Below are 17,971 nucleotides of genomic sequence, written 5' to 3'. Positions count from 1 at the left end.
TCAAGTCCCTAAAAATTGCGAAGTTAGCGAAAGAACGAGGCATGGAATAAAAATGCCAAGGCTGGCTTTGAACGTTTTATGCACCATAAATACCCAAATAAAAGCTGCGCAATGAATGCTAAAAGCCAATAGCGTTGCTGCGATTGCAGCACTAGCTCGATAGTCAATAAATGCTTTCGCAATAACAATTGCGGTCAGGGCTGAAAGTAGATAGCCACCGAAAATGGCTAAAATAAAGCGATAAAACACCACACAACGATATTTGAACAGCGTCGAATCAGTCGGTACTTTGGATTTGATTTTAAGTGAGGGGGTTGCTATCAGCTGGTCTGGCGCACTTGAATTATTCATGAGAGCAGGAATAAGTTTATTAAATATTAATGCAAATGATAACAATTATTATTTAATAAATAAATATACTTTATTGAAAATGTGGATTAAACATCAAAATACTTATTTTTACTGAAGTTTGATTCTAAGGTATGCAATGTTATTTTTAATTTGATGTTAGAAAACCGTATGGTTTGCGAAGTAAGAGTGGTCACTTGTGTTTTAAGAAGTAATCATTCAACAATATGCACATTCATAAATTTGAAAAAAGGGAACTCATGCTGAAATTAATTTACTACGTTCCAGAGAGTCACCTAGAGTCGACTAAACAAGCCATTTTTTCAGCAGGGGCTGGGGGAATTGGTCATTATGAACACTGTGCATGGCAAGTTCTGGGTATGGGACAGTTTAAGCCTGTACAGGGAGCAAATCCATTCATTGGTGAGTTGAATCGTTTAGAACAAGTGCCTGAATGGCGAGTAGAAACGATTGTGCCAGAAACCCATGCCAAAGCAGTGGCTCGCGCGCTTAAAACCAGTCATCCTTATGAAGAACCAGCTTTTGAGTTTATTCAAATACTAGATATTTAATATGAAAGAAAGCTTAGTAGTATCTTTAATGTTGATGTTGTAATTTCGGGTTCGACCTATTTCATCTTGCACTGCAATTGAAATATATTTCAATCTTGTTCTGGTTCGACCTACTTTTCTTTCGGGAAAAGTAGGCAAAACCATTGTCATCAGCAAAACTCGGCAAAAATGATGATTTGATGTCGTCGATCGCAGAAACTATACGAAACATATTGATCTTGCCTCGAACAGTTGCTGATGACGTGAACGTGTATCCAACTTTTGTGATCAATTAAATTGAGTTTAAAATTAAACCTTCTGAATAAATAACTCACGATCAAAACGATATTGTGGGAAAAACACGCCGTCTTTCGCACGTTCGCCTGCTGCAATGACCATGACAGGATATTGCTGGTCATTCAGTTTTAAGATTTTTCGAACCATTGGCTCATCAAAACCTTCCATCATGCAGCTATCAAAACCATAGGCACGCAAAGCCAAAACTAGATTTTCACACGCCAGCGCAGTGGTTTTGCTTGCCCATAATTTGGCATCGGCCGCATTAAAAGCCGTGACGGGCAGTTGCTTATCAAAGGTTCGTACCAACTTAAAAGCGACTTTTTTAACATTGCCTAAAGCGTTGAAATAGCCTGTTTTGTAGTTGTAGGGAATGACTCGATAATATTTTTGTACCGCGGGTGGCGTTTCGGGGAACGGAAATTCACTGATGTTGCGTTTTGCCATATCATCCAAACGGTCCGTACGTGCAATACATACAATCAGTTCAGCCGCGGTTTTTGCTGCCAATTGGTTTAGGCAGGCTTTTACCAATTGCTTTTTCTTGCTCGGGCTTTGTACGACATAAAAAGTCCACGGTTGTAAATTGGATGAGTTGGGTGCGAGCAGCGCTAAATCTAAACAGGCATCCAAAACGTCGCTAGGAATTGTACGATCAGTAAATTTACGTACTGAACGACGGCTTTCAATCACTTTACGGAAATTAGCAACATCAATATCTTGCGGGGCAGGCTCGTAGTAACGAGATTTGCCTGAGTCATCTGTGATGAAGTTTGGTTGATTGGTATCTGTCATGGGATTTATAAATTTTGAAAGTTGTTGTTTTAGAATATATCGGGTGCTGTCTAGCAGGTGTTGTATTTGGGTGAGCTAAAACAAAAGGGGCATAATGCCCCTTTTGAGGCTCAATTAGTTAAATTGAGCAAAATCAGGTTTACGTTTTTGCATAAATGCAGCAACCGCTTCAGCCATTTCTGGTGAAGATACCCGTTTCATGAAAATCTCAGCCTCATGGTCAATACAGTCCACGATGCTATCGAGGTTATGTTTCATGAGTGCTTTGGTTTGACGTAAAGATGCCAATGGCAATGCCGCTAAAATTTGCGCTTGTTTGAGTGCGGCTGCGTAGACATTTTCTTCAATGCTGTTGACTAGACCCGCAGCAACAGCTTTTTCACTGTTAAATTTCTGGGCAGTAAACAACAATTCAGCCGCTTTGTGGTAACCCGCTTGTTGAATCAGTAATTGGCTGGCTGCACCTTCTGGTGAAAGTCCAAGGCTCACAAACGGAATTTGGAACAAGGCCGTTTGGTCGCTATACACAAGGTCAGCATGCAGCAAAATAGTAACCCCAATGCCAATGGCCACGCCGCGAACCGCAGCAATTAAAGGTTTAGAAAAACGTGCCGCCGCTTTTAACACGACAAAAGGAGGTGCATCGCCAGATTTGCCTTGTAGTGGGGATTGAATGAATTGCATAAAGTCTTGCATATCATTTCCCGCAGTGAAATCGGCATCTTCACCCCGTAAAATCACTACGCGTACATCTTTAGATTGATCCGCTTCATCTAGGGCTTGAGCAATCCATAAATACAATTCACCGTACAAGGCATTTTTTGCTTTTGGTCGGTTAATGGCTAACGTCAAAATACCGTTGTCTAAATTTGCATTTAAATGTTCATGTGGTTGTTGAATACAACTGAGCGTCATCGTACTATCCTTGCTTTAAAATTTAGTTAAATTTTATGAGCCATTATGTCGTATCTTAAACAATAACGCTGCTACTGATGAGTTCATAAAAAAGTTCATTCTCTATGAAACATACATTTGATTATCTGGTATTTATTGGTCGTTTTCAGCCCTTTCATTTGGCACATATGCGAACCATTCAAATTGCGTTGGAACTCAGCGACCATGTTATTTTGGCATTGGGTTCGGCACAGATGGAACGGAATATTAAAAACCCATTTACCGCTCAAGAACGCGAACAGATGATTTTGTCGAATTTCTCTGTGGAAGATGCTGCACGTATTCATTTTGTACATGTTGTCGATGTTTATAATGATAAAAAATGGGTCAATTTGGTCAAAACTTTAGTTGCAGATGTAGTACAGCCTGAACATAAAGTGGGGTTGATTGGGCATTTTAAAGATGAATCTTCTTATTATTTAGAACTTTTTCCAGAATGGGAAATGGTTGAAATTGATAGTTTAGAAGGTGCGATGTCTGCAACACCGATGCGCGAAGCTTATTATCGTGGGGAGATTTGGGAAGATACTTTTCCACAAGGCACGATTGCCTTTTTACAAAACTTCAAGCAAAGCGTGCTTTATCAACAATTACAACACAAATACCAGACTCAAGATAAAACCAATCTTGAGTAAACTATTGATTCATCACCTCGTATGAGGGAATGGATATGCTACATCATGTTGAACCTTATGGAACTTCATTTCTATTATGGTTTTCTAGGTGCGGTTATGTACTTGCCATACTCATGTCTATGCAATCTGTTCGGGCAAGTCCATGGCATTTAACCCCCCATTCTGAAGTTGGTTTTCATATAGATACATTTGGCATGACTTTTGTGAAAGGTCAGTTTGAAAAAGTCCAATCCACCCTACAGTTTGACCTGCAACAACCTGAACAAGCCACTGCTGAGGTGATACTTGATATCACCAGTATCGACTTAAATAAACCATCCTTCAAACAAATGGTTTTGGGTCCAGACCTATTTTATGTAGAAAAATATAAAACAGCGACATTTACCAGCACGCAATTTAAGGCGCTTGGAGATCATCGTTATCAGATTCTGGGAAATTTGACTTTAAGGGGGGTGACCCGTCCAATTTTGTTTAATGCCCGATTGGTTCCGAATTTGAATAATCCTGATGTGTTAGATGTCGAGGCGTATACCATAATTCACCGTAGCGATTTTGGTATGAAAAAAGCCCTCGGTGGAATTGGTGAAAAAGTAAATATTCAAGTCATTGGGCAATGGAAAAAGGGTGATTAAACTCGATGTGTTCGGTTCATGAGCAGCGTGACTGATTAAAAAGAAGTATTCATTTGCTGATTCATATAGCTTGGTGCTTTGTCGATCATATCTCGTGTGAGTTGTGCCAATGGCGATGATTGTTGCTTCCAGTGGTGCCAATATAATTCAATATTGATAGGTGAATCGGGTAATAGTTCAAGCCACTCTCCCGTATGTAAGCGCTGTCCAATTTGATAATCTGGTACCATGCCAAATCCTAAACCAAATTCTATCGCTTCTACAAAAGCCGTCGAAGAAGGAATAAAGTGGTGTGGATAGCTCTCAATAGTTAAGCCAAATTTTTCCAGAATAATATCGGTATGCAGATGGTCTTTATCATTATAAATCACCGCTGGCGCCATTCTTAAGCTCTGACGGTTTAAACCTTGTGCAAACCAGCGTCGGGTGAATTCTGGGGTTGCCACCATTCGATAATTCATACAGCCTAAGCGCTTTGCAACACAGCCTTTCATTGGTTGCTGTTCCGTTGTAATACAGGCACTGACTAATCCTGCCTCAAGTAAATGGTGAGTGTGAGTTTGATCATCTACTTTTAAATGCACCACAATTTTTTCACGTAACAAGGTTTCGCGTATTGCTCGCAGTAACCATGTCGCAAGGGAATCATCATTGGTGGCAATATTGAGTTGATAGAATGGTGATTCAGGTGTTTGTCCCGTTAAGTCCTGTAACAGGTTCTGTTCTAATCGTCGAGTGTGCTGCAAATAGTGCAATAAAGATAGGCCTGCCTGAGTGGCGCGGCAAGGGCGCTCACGTACAATCAACAAATGACCTAAGAATTTTTCCAAACTTTGCACGCGCATGGTGACGGCAGATGCCGTAATACATAAACGTTCGGCCGCCAAATCAAAACTACCTGTTTCTGCAACAGCTAAAAATGCATCACATTGTTTACTATTCAGCATAGAGAAGCTCGGTTTAATCATGGATAAGCTATGCCTGTAATCTAAAATAAATTGAGTTAAATTGATATTTTTTTAGTTTTATTTAGTTAAATAAAAAATGATTGATAATGCGATGGAGCAAAAATAGAGTTGAAAAAGTCATGTTGCAAACGTATTTACAGGGCATCGCGATTGGTTTTAGTCTGATCGTGGCGATTGGGGCACAGAATGCTTTTGTTTTAAAGCAGGGTTTAAAACAGCAGTCGGTATTTTGGGTCTGCTTTGTTTGTGCGCTGTCCGATTCAATTTTAATTCTATTGGGAATCACAGGTTTTTCTGTGGTACTTCAGCATTACCCTGAAGTTCTGGGCATGGCGAAATGGGCAGGGGCGTTATTTTTATTTTGGTATGGCTTGCAACATTTGTTAGCAGCTTTCAAATCCAATCAGGGGTTGCATGCAGCACAACAAAATGAAACCAATTTAGGTCAAATCTTGTTGATATGTTTAGCATTAACTTGGCTCAATCCACACGTCTATTTGGACACTGTGGTACTGATTGGCTCCATCTCAACCCAATTTGAGCAGAGCAAACTCTATTTTGCGCTGGGTACTATGACCGCATCATGGTTATTCTTTTTCAGTTTAGGTTATGGGGCACGATTATTAACCCCAATTTTTGAAAACCCTAAAGCATGGAAAGTCTTGGATGGTCTAATTGCCTTGATTATGTGGGGTATCGCACTGTCTTTAATTGTAGGTGTTTAAGGATCAAAGCCGCTGACCTTGAAATGTTCAGAGTGACAGCGGCTTTAGTTTAAGTCTTAGGCTTGTAATGCTTTTAGATCTGCAAGAACTTGTTCTGCATGTCCTGCGGCTTTGACTTTACGATATTCTTTAACGAGTTTGCCTTGATGGAAAATGAAAGTAGAACGTTCAATGCCCATCACTTGTTTACCATACATATTTTTTTCTTTAATCACATCGAAGTGCTTGCACAGGACTTCTTCTTTATCACTGATTAAATTAATCGTTAAAGCCTGTTTTTCAGTAAAGTTTTGATGGGCTTTAACTGAATCACGCGAAACCCCAAAAATACTGGTATTAATTGCATCAAACTGATCTTTTAAACATGAAAAACCAACGGCTTGTGTGGTACAGCCTGGCGTTGAATCTTTTGGGTAGAAATAAACAATTAACCATTCAGTAGGTACTTCAGTTAAGTTGATTTCGCCCGTCGTGGTGGGGAAAGCCTGATTTGGAAGTTGAATTGTATCCGTCATGGTTTATCCTTCAATCTGGTGTTGTTCTAGTTCAAGGGGTAAAAAGGCGTAATTTTCTTGATAGAGAATATCACCTTTCACAATGCTAAGTGCATCTTTAAAAATGGGTCCAGCAATCACTGTGGTATGGAATTCACCGGCTTCACCACAAGGGTCAATCCCTCTTTCCACAAGCTGCTGAATATATTCAAGAGTGAGGATTTGTCCTAAATCTTCAACTTTCATGCCTAGGTTCAGATTGATCGTCACAATAATGCTTTGAAATCCCAGTGCAATAAACTCACACACAATGTCTAAACGGGGACGTTGCCAAAGCGGCATACATAAACTGAGTTGGCTTTTATCACAAACCGATTGATTCCATTCAGCGTGTGCCATTAAATCAATATCACCTGTGACCAAGGTTTCCGCACCGAGGGCTTGGGCTTTTTGCAGCAGTTGGATGAAATGACTTTCGTAATCTTGCCAAGTTGCAGAAGCGGTAAAGATTGGTAATCCAATGGCATTGGCTTGAGCATGAATAATGTCGAGCGACATACCATGTGAACGTGACTTTAAGCCTTGTTCTTCAAGCATCACAATTAGTGCAACAGGTTGACCCATTTGCATGGCTTGGTAAAGGGCAAGAGTGCTATCTTTACCACCACTATAAGACGCGACAAATTTTTGAGCTTGAGCGTTTGTATTCCATTCAATGCACATAGTTTCAAGTTCTATCAATTTTGTGACATAGAAAAAGCCTGCATAAAGCAGGCTTCATTCATAATGAGCGAATTATTTTTTCGCTTGCGCGTTTTTCATCGCTGCTTCAGTTAATGACTTTAATTTTGTCGTTAACTGAGGACCAAAACAGGCTTGTAAGTCTTTATTCTGCTTTTGAACAAAAGCGATTGTGCTTGGGCTTTTCTTTTGGTTAATGGCGCTTTGAATTTCCCATTTTTGAGCATTGGTTAATTTACCATCTGCTTCAACTGCACAAGTACAGTATTTGCTTACTTCAGCACTCGATAATTTATTACCTTTGGCTGTTTCTTCTTTACAAACATTAATTAACGCAGCTTTTACATTGGTGCTTTTATACGCTTCTTGTAGTTTGTTTGATTCAGCAGCATGTGAAGTTGTTGCGAACAATGCTGCAGCAGACATCAATGTAGAAAGAATAATGTTTGATTTTAAATTTTTCATAAACTGTACCCTGTAATTACGGTATGTAACGTGTTGGGTCTGCTACGCCTGCATCTTCAAAGCCTTGTTTGCGTAAGCGGCAGCTGTCGCATTTACCACAAGCACGTCCTTGGTCATCTGCTTGGTAGCAAGACACCGTTTGACTATAGTCTACGCCATGTTCTATACCTAAGCGAATGATATTTGCTTTGGATAAATGTAACAGAGGTGTTTCAAATTTAAGAGGTTTTCCTTCAACACCGACTTTGGTTGCCAAGCGTGCCATGGTTGCAAAAGCATCAATAAATTCAGGACGACAGTCTGGATAACCTGAATAATCAACGGCATTGATGCCAATCACAATGGCTTCTGCACCAAAAACTTCCGCTGCCGCTAAAGCATAAGACAAGAAAATTGTGTTACGTGCTGGAACATAAGTTACAGGAATACCTTCTTGCAACTGTTCAGGTACATCAATGCTGTGATCTGTTAAAGCAGAGCCGCCTAAGTTACCTAAATCAATATTAATGACACGATGTTCTACACCAGCACGTTGAGTTAATGCACGAGCAGCATCAAGTTCAGTGGTCGAACGTTGACCATACATAAAGCTGATTGCAATACATTCATAACGTGCTTGCGCCCAAGCCAAACAAGTTGTTGAGTCTAAGCCGCCAGATAACAAAACTATGGCACGAGGGCGCATATTAAAATCTCCAAATAGATGTATTTAAGAACAGAACTAAATTAACGACCAGTTTCATCATTCCAAAGCAATTTGTGTAATTGCAATTGGAAGCGAACAGGGAGATGGTCTTCTAAAATCCATTGCGCTAAGTCTCGCGCAAGTTGTGGTAAGCGTACAGCGCCTTTTTCTACAGCAAAAGCAGGGGAGAACCAAACGGTACTGACTTTATCCTGTAGTTGATACTGTACGAGCTGTTGTTTTGACCATTCATAGTCTTCACGGTTGCAAATCACGAATTTAATTTGGTCGTGTGGCGTCAAATAATCAAGATTGCTGATTAAATTACGCTGTTCTTCACCGGAAGTTGGGGTTTTAAGGTCTAAAACTTTAGAAACACGCGTGTCAACTTTAGAAACGTCTAAGGCACCACTGGTTTCAAGAGACACTTCGCAGCCTAAATCGGCAAGGCGTGTCATTAAAGGAAGAGCATTGGGCTGTGCAAGCGGTTCACCACCTGTCACGCAGACATAGGGGGTTTTAAAATCGAGCGTGGTTTGAATAATGTGTTCGAGCGATAGGCGCTCTCCACCTTCAAAAGAGTAGGTGGTATCACAATAGGTACAGCGTAGTGGGCAACCTGTTAGGCGAATAAATACCGTAGGGAGTCCTGCTGCATTTGCTTCACCTTGTAATGAATAGAAAATCTCCGTGATGCGTAAGCCCGCAGCCGGATCAGAAACAGGAATAGCCGAAGATCTGAGAGTATTCATAGTACAAAATAACCACAAGATAGAAAAATAAAAATCTCTACGATCATGTCTGACCGTAGAGACCGAAAAGCATTTTGAAAAATTAGTCTTCGCGCAATAAATCGTTCAAGCTCGTTTTAGAACGTGTTTGCGCATCAACTTTTTTCACGATAATTGCAGCATATAAGCTGTAAGTACCGCATTTAGAAGGAAGGCTACCCGCAACAACTACAGAACCCGCAGGTACGCGACCATAGTGGACTTCACCAGTTGCACGGTCATAAATCTTAGTTGATTGACCAATGAATACACCCATTGAAATTACAGAGCCTTCTTCAACAATCACGCCTTCCACGATTTCAGAACGTGCACCGATGAAGCAGTTGTCTTCAATAATGGTTGGGTTTGCTTGCAATGGTTCGAGTACGCCACCGATACCTACGCCACCAGACAAGTGTACGTTTTTACCGATTTGTGCGCATGAACCTACAGTTGCCCATGTATCAACCATTGTGCCTTCATCTACATAAGCACCAATGTTTACGTATGATGGCATCAATACTACATTTTTGGCTTGGAAGCTGCCTTTACGTGCAACTGCTGGAGGTACTACACGTACGCCCGCAGCTTTGAACTGTTCTTCAGTCCAACCAGAGAATTTAGTGTCAACTTTGTCGTAAAAACGAAGATCACATGACTCGATTGGTTTATTGTCGTTTAATTTGAACGATAACAATACCGCTTTCTTAAGCCATTGGTGAACAACCCACTCACCATCGATTTTTTCTGCAACGCGTAATGAGCCATTATCTAAACCAGCAATAGCTTGTTCTACAGCCTCACGGATTTCAGCAGAACAGTCTGCTGCTGTGAAATTGGCACGGTCTTCAAAGGCTTGTTCGATAATTGTCGAAAGCTGAGACATGATCTTCCATCCAAAAAAAAATTTTGAAGATTTTACACTATATTTGCCCCAAAATAGATGAAAAATCGTCTTAGCATCGGAATTTATAATTAAGGTAGTTCAGTAAAAACTTATGTTAAATTGTATAAGTTTTTAAACCAATAAGTGTTTGCAAACTATATTTTATAAAATGTGTATCAAAAGTTAACAAAAACCAAGCAAATCATTCATAAAAAACACGGATGTTCTGGTCTAGGATGAGCTCATCAAAACAACTTCACGATTAAAAGTTTAATCTTCTGAGGAGACCAGCAATGAAAAAATTAAGTTTAATTGCGATTGCAACAACAATGACCGCTTTTGCAGGGACTGCAATGGCAGAAGAACCTGTAATTAATGATGGTCGTGTTTCTAATCAGCTTATTCCTACTTCTGTACGTGCCGAAGCAGGAACTACTGGTTATGGTGGCGCAGTCACTTGGACAGCCAACCCTTATGTCGGCGTGACCTTGGGTTACAATGGTGGTGATGTGTCTTGGTCTGATGACTTGTCTGTAGATGGCGTAAAATACGACATGGACATGAAGAATAACCTTACATATTTAAATGCTGAGGTGCGACCTTGGGGTACAAGCTCGAACATGTGGGCAAATTCACTCTATATGGCAGCGGGTGTCGGTTATGTCGATAGTGAATATACGCTCAAATCTAAAGCAGGTAGCGGTAATATTGAGATTGATGGGACTCCAACCAGTTTTGAGTCTGTGACAGGTAAAGTCAGCTATAACAATGACATTGCACCTTACTTAGGTCTTGGTTTTGCACCTAAAATCAATGATAAGGTTGGTGTGTTTGGTGAGGTAGGTGCTTACTACACAGGTAATCCACAAGCTAAACTGACAGGTGTCGGTGGTACAGCAGCAGACCAAGAGTTACTGGCTGAGCACGAACGTAATGTTGCGAATGACGACAAATATGAGTGGATGCCAGTGGCGAAACTTGGTGTAAGCTATCACTTCTAAGTGACATCTTACTTATAAAAAACGGGCGTTAAGCCCGTTTTTTTATGCTAAAAGACTGTACGCATTAAAAGTGATGTCCGATTCTTCCACCAAACACCCATGCATCATTTTGATTCACTGAATATAAAGTAGCAAGTTTGGTGCTTTCTCCAGCATGCGCTACAGTTTTGGCTTTGTTAAAGCGTAAATACTGTGTTCCTAAGGCAAAGAAGGACTGAGGTTGCCAGTAATAGAATGCGCCCAGACCAAGTCCATAGTAACCGTCGACAGGGCTTAAGGTCGAAGCTATATTACCGCTTCCTGAGTCCCAGCTCACATCAAGGGTAGAGACCCAACGTGGATTCAATTGATGCGCAATGCCAACTTTCCCAGACCATTGATCATCTTGATATTGAATCATTTTGAATGAGGTAATTTCAGGGATATATTGCGCAGCACTGTCAATAATGGCGGCAAACTGAGTCGGTTGAATGACGTAGTCATTCCAATTGACCCAGCGCAGTGAAGCGTACAGCAGATTTTTTGGTGAAAGTCCTGTTTGGAAATCCAGATTGACTGCAGCTGGTGTTTTTATTTTGGTTTTATTTTCGCTCGTCAAGTGAATGGGTTGGTCAAGAATGTATTCACCAACTTGTACTTGATGTTTAATTGCCGAGCGATAGGTCAGGCTACTGCGTAATGCGTATTCAGGAATTTGATAGCTTAGCCCTGCAAGCCAACCTAGCGCATGATCTTTTTTGAATTCGGCACGATAGCCATTTAAAAAGTAGAAACTTTGACCAAAGACTTGTAAGTCACCTTCAAAGCTTTGTACGCCTAAACCTGCATAAATTTGCCAAGTAGGGTTGAGTTGATAACCGAATAAGCTGGTGACGTTCTGACTGTCAAAATGAATTTCTGTAGATTCTATTTCAATGGGGCCAATAACGGTATTTGGGCGGTAGTGGTATTGAATATCGACGCCAAAAGGCTGGTCAAAAATAAGTGCAGTGGAAATTTTAGGGTGAGGCTGAAATTTTAAAGCAGCCTGAACAAAATGACGATCTTCTACAAAGTTTCCTGTAGAAAAATTGGTGACACCGATCTCAGCCAATTCGGCTTGATTTTGGACTTGCCCCGAAATATCTGCATTTAAGCGAGCGAAGGTTAATTCGGCATAATTGCCATTTTTCAAAAAATGGCCAAATGGATTGACCAGACAGCTCCATTCCACCCGCTTGCAATGTGGGGGGAATAAAAATAACTATAGACGTTAATGTTCGGATCACCCACATATTGAAATACTCTGAATTATTATAAAAATAGGTTTTGTTTTGGTGTATGAGCGATTGTTATTGTGTGGAATTCTACAGAGTGAAGCAAGCGATTTATGTGATTCAGATTTTCATTGAATAGTAAGTTTGAGTGTTGCAGCGTCCTATGAAAGACAAGGAGGCAATTCATAAAATTGCCTCCAATATCAATACTTATTCTTCAGGATAGGCAACTTTTTTCAAAGCTTTGATATCCGTTTCGGGTGAGCAAAGTGAAATAAACTCATAGCCATAACCACGCAGTAAATGACCTTTGCGTACTGCAAGCCAAGTGGTGTTGACGCCGAAAATATCAGTTTGAATTTGCTTTAAGCGATAGTCACGTTCAGCATCATAAGCCACATTATTGACAATCCCAACGCCCATACCGAGTTCAACATAGGTTTTAATGACATCGGCATCCAGTGCAGACATGACGATATCAACATCGATATGCGCTTCTTCAAACGCTTTATCAATTTTAGAACGACCTGTGAAACCACCGTGGTAAGTGATTAATGGGTAATGTGCTAAATCTGTCAATTCAATAGTTTCTTTTTGCGCTAATGCATGTTGTTGAGGGGTAATAATACAGTGCTGCCAGTTATAAAATGGCACACTGGCTAAATTATCTTCAGTAGTTAAAGATTCAGTGGCTATGCCGATATCCGCTTCACCTTGTAACAACATTTCCGTAATTTCAACAGGGCTGGCTTGCTGCAGGATTAAATGAACTTTAGGAAATTCTTTTTTAAATAAGTTCACAATTGGCGGCAGGACATAACGCGCTTGGGTGTGCGTGGTTGCAATGGTCAAAGTCCCTTCATCTACTTTATTAAAATCGTCGGCTAAACGTTTAATATTGTCGGCATCAACCAACATACGTTCCACAATGCCGAGTAGGGCTTGTCCCGGCTCAGTTAAGCCCAATAGACGTTTACCCTTGCGAATAAATAGTTGAACCCCTAATTCATCTTCTAAATCTTTAATATGCTTACTTACCCCAGATTGAGAGGTATATAAGGCAGCAGATGCTTCGGTCAAGTTGAAGTTCTGTCGCACTGTTTCTCGAATAATTCTGAGTTGTTGGAAATTCATTTCTCTATACCTTAAAGCGGGTGAGGCGGTCATGCCTCACCTCTATGTCTCTATGCGACTTGATTTTCGAATAAGTGTAATGCAGTTGCACTCAACCAAACAGTTTGATTTGGTCTAAATTGATGTAATTTTGACTCTTCTGGGCTGAGTGTGATTTCAATCAGGTTGCCCTGACGGTCTTGTAATTCAGCCAAGACTTTGCCTGCAATCCAAATTTCACGTAAGAATGTGGCTTGAATCGCATTGTCTTGGGGGTGGGTATGAATGCGTAATTCATTGGGACGTGCAAAGGCAACTACATTGCCATGTGGCACATGTTGAGCAGCATCTAATTGAATACGGTCTTCACCCAGTTGAATAATGCCTTGATGATTGTGACCTTCAAAGCGGTTCGCCTGTCCTAAAAAGTCAAAGACAAACGGTGTGGCAGGTTTTTCATAGACTTCGCGAGGCGAACCAATCTGTTCGACATTGCCTTTGTTCATCACCACAATTTGATCGGCAACTTCTAACGCTTCTTCCTGATCGTGCGTCACAAAAATTGAAGTAATGTGCAATTCGTCATGTAAGGTACGTAACCAACGACGTAGTTCTTTACGTACTTTGGCATCGAGTGCACCAAAAGGTTCATCCAGCAGCAATACGCGTGGTTCAACTGCTAAGGCACGTGCCAAGGCAATACGTTGACGCTGTCCACCTGAAAGTTGTGCAGGATAACGGTCTGATAAGAAACCAAGCTGAACCAAATCCAGTAAACGGGTAACACGTTTTTTAATTTCTGCTTCCGAAGGGCGTGTTGCACGCGGACGAACACGTAAACCAAAGGCAATATTGTCAAAGACAGTCATGTGACGGAATAGAGCATAGTGTTGGAATACAAAGCCAACTTGACGTTCGCGCACATGTACATCGGTGGCATCTTGGCCTTCTAAAATCACCTGTCCACCATCTGCTGATTCTAAACCCGCAATAATACGGAGTAGGGTGGTTTTACCGCAACCTGAAGGACCAAGTAAAGCCACCAATTGACCTTCAGGGAAATCTAAAGATATATTTTTAAGTGCATGGAATGCACCAAAGTTTTTTTCAATGTTTTTGACTTGAATACTCATGGGGACATTCCTATTTAAAGACTTGAACTGCTGTTACTTTTGTTTTGCTTTTCCTGACGATATTCAACCCAAGTTTTCAAAATCAAGGTAACAATCGCCAGTAAAGCCAATAAGGAGGACACTGCAAAAGCCGCACTAAAGGTGTACTCGTTATAAAGAATTTCGACATGTAAGGGTAAGGTGTTGGTTTCTCCGCGAATGTGTCCTGAAACTACGGATACTGCACCGAATTCACCCATAGCACGTGCATTACACAGAATCACACCATAAATCAGGCCCCATTTAATATTTGGTAGGGTGACTTTCCAGAAGGTTTGCCAACCTGAAGCACCAAGAACCATCGCCGCTTCTTCTTCTTCCGTGCCTTGCGCTTCCATAAGCGGGATCAGTTCACGAGCCACAAAAGGAACCGTAATAAATATAGTGGCAAGTACAATGGCAGGAACGGCATATAGAATTTTGATGTCATGGTCGAGTAACCAATTCCCCATCCAGCCTTGGGTACCAAAAATCAGTACCAACATTAAACCTGCAATGACAGGTGAAACAGAAAATGGCAGATCAATTAGGGTGGTCAAAATGGATTTACCACGGAAATTAAACTTGGCCACCGACCATGCTGCAGCTACACCAAACACCACATTTAATGGAACTGCGATTACTGCTGTGAGTAAAGTGAGTTTTACCGCAGACAATGTGTCTGGATCGACCAGTGCCTGAAAGTAAACCCCAACTCCTTGTTTAAAGGCTTCTACAAAAACCAAAATGAGCGGAAGAATTAAGCAACTTAAGAAAAAAATTAAGGCAATGCTCAGTAAAGTGTAACGGACCCAAACGGGTTCACGGGTGGCATCACGGGACTGTAGACGTTCAGCAAAGGCATTGCTGTTGGTAACTAAGCTCATATTGCAGTTCTCCCTGTGCGACGACTTGCCCATGCTTGTAATAAGTTAATTAAAAAGAGCAGTGCAAATGAAATTAACAGCATGACCACAGCAATGGTGGTTGCACCGGCATAATCATATTCTTCTAAACGAGAGATAATCATGAGTGGCGCAATTTCAGTTTTGAATGGTTGATTGCCTGCAATGAAAATGACAGAACCATATTCACCGACACCACGTGCAAATGCCAAAGCAAAACCTGTCAGAAGTGCAGGAAATAAAATGGGTAAAATAATTTTAGTCACAATTTGCAGACGGTTCGCACCTAAGGCAGATGCTGCTTCTTCGAGTTCGGTTTCTAAATCACTTAATACAGGTTGAACAGTACGCACCACAAAAGGGATGCCAATAAAAATAAGCGCAAGCGTGATCCCGATCGGGGTGTATGCCACTTGAATGCCTAAAGGATCAAGATATTGTCCAACCCAACCCGTCGGTGCATAAAGTGAGGTTAGGGCAATACCTGCCACCGCAGTGGGTAAAGCAAAAGGTAAGTCGACTAAGGCATCTACAATGCGTTTACCTGGAAAACGATAACGAACCAAGCACCACGCCAGTAATAAACCAAAAATGACATTAATGATGGCTGCTAATAAGGCAGTACTAAAGCTGAGTTGGAGTGCTTTTAAGATACGTTCAGAACTTAAAATTTCCCATAAACCGGCCCAGCCAATATCTAGAGATCGAATAAAAACTGCTGAAAGTGGAATAAGTACAATTAAAGATAAATAGGCGAGGGTAAAACCTAGCGAAAGTCCAAACCCTGGCAGCACTCGGGATCGCTGCGACATGACAATTCCTCAAAATGTGAGAATACTGATCAAATAAAATCAGTAAAATAATCAGTAAATTAAATTATGCAGACCCTAGTGTGCATAGTTTAGAAAATTCGGATAATCATCAGACAGACACATTCGAGACAGTGAGCGTTCAGGAATCATATAGTCATAGATTTCAGGAAATGGACCAAAACCTGATGCAACATTAATATGTCCCACTTGACCTAAATTAACGGGTTGCAGTTTCCAGTTACGAGCCAACTGCTGCGCATCTTCAAAGTTTAACCATGGATCATTTTCACTAATCAGCAGGGTGGTTGGCACCTGAATCTTCAATTGGTGAAAGAAAGCTTGATAATCAGTTTTACTGTCACGTGCGAAACCTGCTTCACCAAATCGGGCAGGATTGGCAGGTGCAACCAGAATCAACTTTTTCACATGTTTGTTTAGCTCGGGGTGCAATGCTAATGCAGCCACTGCGGTTAAACAGCCAAAGCTATGTGCGACAATTTGTACATCACCTTGAAGTGGACGTAGAGTTTTCGTAAATTGGTCTACCCAGTGATTAAGGACAGGTTGGTTCCAATTGGTCTGATGTACACGGGAGCTAGACATGAGGTTACGTTGCAACCAAGATTGCCAGTGTTGTGCTTCACTACCACCTACACCAGGTACGATTAAGGTATGAATCATGACGTTGCTCCTGTGTAATTGAATAACCGCTTATTTCGCGCTATTGGCTTTCACGATTTGATCGAAAACACCACCGTTGTCAAAATGCTGTTTCTGCACTTTGGTCCAACCACCAAACTCTTTATCAATTGTGACCAGTTTTAATGGCTTAAAGGTTGTTGAATATTTTTTCAGTACATTTGCATTACGTGGGCGGTAATAGTTTTTCGCCGCAATCTCTTGTCCCTGAGGTGAATACAGGAAGTTCAGATAACCTTTCGCAAGATTTAAATTGCCATCTTTTTGTGCATTCTTTTCAACAATTGCAACTGGAGGTTCCGCTAAAATAGATAAAGATGGTGTGATAATGTCGAACTTACCAGGTTGTTCACGAACAGCGAGGTATGCTTCATTTTCCCAAGCCAGTAATACATCCCCGATACCACGTTCAGCAAAAGTTGTGGTTGCACCACGGGCACCAGAGTCGAGCACTTTGGTTTGTTTATAAATTTGACGCACAAAATCTTGTGCTTTGGCATCAGAACCATATTTATGTTTCGCCCATGCCCATGCACCCAAATAGTTCCAACGTGCGCCACCTGAAGTTTTTGGATTTGGCGTAATAATGTCTACACCCGGTTTGACTAAATCACCCCAATCTTTAATCCCTTTTGGATTGCCCTTACGAACTAAAAAGACGATGGTTGAAGTATACGGTGTCGAGTTTTGTGGGAATTTCTTTTGCCAGTCTTTTGGAAGTAGGTTGGTTTTATCCGCAATTGCATCAATATCGGCTGCCAAAGCCAAAGTAACAACGTCAGCATCTAAACCATCAATTACGGCACGTGCCTGTTTTCCAGAACCACCATGGGATTGTTTGAAATTTACGTCCTGACCTGTACGGCTTTTCCAATATTGTCCAAACTGTTTGTTAAAATCTTCATAGAGTTCACGTGTCGGATCATAAGACACATTTAAGAAATCTTTGGCAGAAGCATGCACAGCTGTAATGGAAATTAGTGCAGCAACGACTCCGAGTTTAAGTGTAGTAAAACGCATTTGCAGACCTCAATAATTCTAAATGTTCGATAACATGAGCAAAGAATAGCGCCGTGTTTTTTGCAAAA

Annotated in this window: 22 protein-coding genes; 5 read left to right on the top strand and 17 right to left on the bottom strand. The window is 41.0% G+C overall.

Translation table 11 applies throughout. The annotated features are described in order from the left end of the window. Window positions 1–351: a hypothetical protein gene (locus E0H94_RS04565; protein WP_131325329.1), complete on the bottom strand. Its 351-nt coding sequence runs from the start codon at window positions 349–351 to the stop codon at window positions 1–3. A 257-nt stretch (window positions 352–608) separates the two neighbouring features. Here E0H94_RS04565 and E0H94_RS04560 point away from each other — a divergent pair, with 257 nt between their 5' ends. Then, on the top strand, window positions 609–920 hold the full coding sequence (locus E0H94_RS04560; protein ID WP_131325328.1) for an NGG1p interacting factor NIF3: 312 nt from the start codon (window positions 609–611) through the stop codon (window positions 918–920). Between the two features lie 288 nt (window positions 921–1,208). Here the strand turns inward: E0H94_RS04560 and E0H94_RS04555 are convergent, their stop codons facing one another. Beyond that, on the bottom strand, window positions 1,209–1,991 hold the full coding sequence (locus E0H94_RS04555) for a nitroreductase family protein (protein ID WP_131325327.1): 783 nt from the start codon (window positions 1,989–1,991) through the stop codon (window positions 1,209–1,211). A gap of 114 nt (window positions 1,992–2,105) precedes the next feature. After that, window positions 2,106–2,906, bottom strand: a complete 801-nt coding sequence (locus tag E0H94_RS04550; protein ID WP_131325326.1) for an enoyl-CoA hydratase-related protein — start codon at window positions 2,904–2,906, stop codon at window positions 2,106–2,108. 104 nt (window positions 2,907–3,010) lie between these two features. On the opposite strand from E0H94_RS04550, the gene E0H94_RS04545 reads away from it, so the two are divergent. Continuing rightward, a complete protein-coding gene (locus E0H94_RS04545; RefSeq protein WP_131325325.1) occupies window positions 3,011–3,580 on the top strand; it encodes a nicotinate-nicotinamide nucleotide adenylyltransferase in 570 nt (189 codons plus the stop codon). Window positions 3,581–3,693: 113 nt separating this feature from the next. After that, window positions 3,694–4,212: a YceI family protein gene (locus E0H94_RS04540; protein ID WP_227548542.1), complete on the top strand. Its 519-nt coding sequence runs from the start codon at window positions 3,694–3,696 to the stop codon at window positions 4,210–4,212. A gap of 35 nt (window positions 4,213–4,247) precedes the next feature. Here E0H94_RS04540 and E0H94_RS04535 read toward each other — a convergent pair whose 3' ends face one another. Further along, window positions 4,248–5,159, bottom strand: coding sequence for a LysR family transcriptional regulator ArgP (locus E0H94_RS04535; RefSeq protein ID WP_131325323.1), 912 nt, complete (start codon window positions 5,157–5,159; stop codon window positions 4,248–4,250). Between the two features lie 140 nt (window positions 5,160–5,299). Here E0H94_RS04535 and E0H94_RS04530 point away from each other — a divergent pair, with 140 nt between their 5' ends. After that, window positions 5,300–5,905, top strand: a complete 606-nt coding sequence (locus E0H94_RS04530; RefSeq protein ID WP_131325322.1) for a LysE/ArgO family amino acid transporter — start codon at window positions 5,300–5,302, stop codon at window positions 5,903–5,905. A 56-nt stretch (window positions 5,906–5,961) separates the two neighbouring features. On the opposite strand, the gene E0H94_RS04525 is transcribed toward E0H94_RS04530, so the two are convergent. From E0H94_RS04525 to dapD, 6 genes are all read right to left on the bottom strand, one after another. Continuing rightward, the gene (locus E0H94_RS04525; RefSeq protein ID WP_131325321.1) at window positions 5,962–6,420 is read right to left on the bottom strand and encodes a peroxiredoxin; all 459 of its coding nucleotides are present in this window, start codon (window positions 6,418–6,420) and stop codon (window positions 5,962–5,964) included. Window positions 6,421–6,423: 3 nt separating this feature from the next. Then, on the bottom strand, window positions 6,424–7,122 hold the full coding sequence (locus E0H94_RS04520; protein WP_131325320.1) for a diphthine--ammonia ligase: 699 nt from the start codon (window positions 7,120–7,122) through the stop codon (window positions 6,424–6,426). A 72-nt stretch (window positions 7,123–7,194) separates the two neighbouring features. Further along, complete coding sequence (locus E0H94_RS04515) at window positions 7,195–7,605, bottom strand: hypothetical protein (RefSeq protein WP_131325319.1); 411 nt, start codon at window positions 7,603–7,605, stop codon at window positions 7,195–7,197. 16 nt (window positions 7,606–7,621) lie between these two features. Beyond that, on the bottom strand, window positions 7,622–8,290 hold the full coding sequence (gene queC / locus E0H94_RS04510; RefSeq protein WP_131325318.1) for a 7-cyano-7-deazaguanine synthase QueC: 669 nt from the start codon (window positions 8,288–8,290) through the stop codon (window positions 7,622–7,624). 41 nt (window positions 8,291–8,331) lie between these two features. Beyond that, window positions 8,332–9,042: a 7-carboxy-7-deazaguanine synthase QueE gene (queE, locus tag E0H94_RS04505; RefSeq protein ID WP_131325317.1), complete on the bottom strand. Its 711-nt coding sequence runs from the start codon at window positions 9,040–9,042 to the stop codon at window positions 8,332–8,334. A gap of 82 nt (window positions 9,043–9,124) precedes the next feature. Next, window positions 9,125–9,946 (bottom strand): 2,3,4,5-tetrahydropyridine-2,6-dicarboxylate N-succinyltransferase, encoded by an 822-nt coding sequence (dapD, locus tag E0H94_RS04500; protein ID WP_131325316.1) that lies wholly within the window; start codon window positions 9,944–9,946, stop codon window positions 9,125–9,127. 293 nt (window positions 9,947–10,239) lie between these two features. Between dapD and carO the strand changes: the two genes are divergently transcribed. Further along, window positions 10,240–10,947 carry an ornithine uptake porin CarO gene (gene carO, locus E0H94_RS04495; protein WP_131325315.1) on the top strand — a complete coding sequence of 236 codons (708 nt, stop codon included), beginning with the start codon at window positions 10,240–10,242 and terminating at the stop codon, window positions 10,945–10,947. A gap of 64 nt (window positions 10,948–11,011) precedes the next feature. Here the strand turns inward: carO and E0H94_RS04490 are convergent, their stop codons facing one another. The 7 genes from E0H94_RS04490 to E0H94_RS04460 form a co-directional block, all read right to left on the bottom strand. Then, the gene (locus E0H94_RS04490) at window positions 11,012–12,121 is read right to left on the bottom strand and encodes an OmpP1/FadL family transporter (RefSeq protein WP_227548541.1); all 1,110 of its coding nucleotides are present in this window, start codon (window positions 12,119–12,121) and stop codon (window positions 11,012–11,014) included. A 292-nt stretch (window positions 12,122–12,413) separates the two neighbouring features. Next, on the bottom strand, window positions 12,414–13,337 hold the full coding sequence (locus tag E0H94_RS04485) for a CysB family HTH-type transcriptional regulator (RefSeq protein WP_131325314.1): 924 nt from the start codon (window positions 13,335–13,337) through the stop codon (window positions 12,414–12,416). A gap of 50 nt (window positions 13,338–13,387) precedes the next feature. After that, complete coding sequence (locus E0H94_RS04480; RefSeq protein ID WP_131325313.1) at window positions 13,388–14,449, bottom strand: sulfate/molybdate ABC transporter ATP-binding protein; 1,062 nt, start codon at window positions 14,447–14,449, stop codon at window positions 13,388–13,390. Between the two features lie 14 nt (window positions 14,450–14,463). Continuing rightward, on the bottom strand, window positions 14,464–15,354 hold the full coding sequence (gene cysW, locus E0H94_RS04475) for a sulfate ABC transporter permease subunit CysW (protein ID WP_131325312.1): 891 nt from the start codon (window positions 15,352–15,354) through the stop codon (window positions 14,464–14,466). Continuing rightward, window positions 15,351–16,184 carry a sulfate ABC transporter permease subunit CysT gene (gene cysT, locus E0H94_RS04470; RefSeq protein WP_131325311.1) on the bottom strand — a complete coding sequence of 278 codons (834 nt, stop codon included), beginning with the start codon at window positions 16,182–16,184 and terminating at the stop codon, window positions 15,351–15,353. The genes cysW and cysT overlap by 4 nt, the downstream gene beginning before the upstream one ends. A gap of 75 nt (window positions 16,185–16,259) precedes the next feature. Continuing rightward, on the bottom strand, window positions 16,260–16,865 hold the full coding sequence (locus tag E0H94_RS04465; RefSeq protein ID WP_131325310.1) for an alpha/beta hydrolase: 606 nt from the start codon (window positions 16,863–16,865) through the stop codon (window positions 16,260–16,262). 30 nt (window positions 16,866–16,895) lie between these two features. After that, the gene (locus E0H94_RS04460) at window positions 16,896–17,903 is read right to left on the bottom strand and encodes a sulfate ABC transporter substrate-binding protein (protein ID WP_131325309.1); all 1,008 of its coding nucleotides are present in this window, start codon (window positions 17,901–17,903) and stop codon (window positions 16,896–16,898) included. Window positions 17,904–17,971: the final 68 nt, after the last annotated feature.

It is taken from the genome of Acinetobacter sp. ANC 4173, assembly GCF_004331255.1.
Lineage (GTDB): Bacteria > Pseudomonadota > Gammaproteobacteria > Pseudomonadales > Moraxellaceae > Acinetobacter.
The sequence above is the reverse complement of the archived record's forward strand: the minus strand, read 5'-3'. Positions and strand labels throughout refer to the sequence as shown.